1 protein-coding gene is annotated in these 235 nt (G+C 69.4%); it reads right to left on the bottom strand.

Annotated elements, in window-relative coordinates:
• A partial coding sequence (locus ACKQAD_RS20320; RefSeq protein WP_409161764.1) for a hypothetical protein occupies positions 1-235 on the bottom strand: 235 nt, incomplete at both ends.

Here is a 235-nt window from a genome sequence, read left to right as displayed (position 1 = left end):
AGAGAGAGTCCTTCGAGCCGCACCGCCAGCTTCCAGCGCGTGAGTTTCTCGTCGCCGACGAGCGTGCGCGTGCGCCAGCTCACGCGTTCGAGCGCGTCGGGCGCGCGCTCGAACGCGGCCTGGCCCCGCGGCAACTGCTGCGCGGTCGGCGTCGCAGGCGATGGCTGCGGCAGGGCGAACACGTAGTAGCCCTGGTTTTTCACATCGGACTGCTTGCGGTGAAACGCCTTGCGCC

The sequence above is a fragment of the Pectobacterium artocarpous genome (assembly GCF_046159765.1).
Classification (GTDB): Bacteria; Pseudomonadota; Gammaproteobacteria; order Enterobacterales; family Enterobacteriaceae; genus Pectobacterium.
This window is presented reverse-complemented; position numbering and strand designations above follow the sequence as displayed.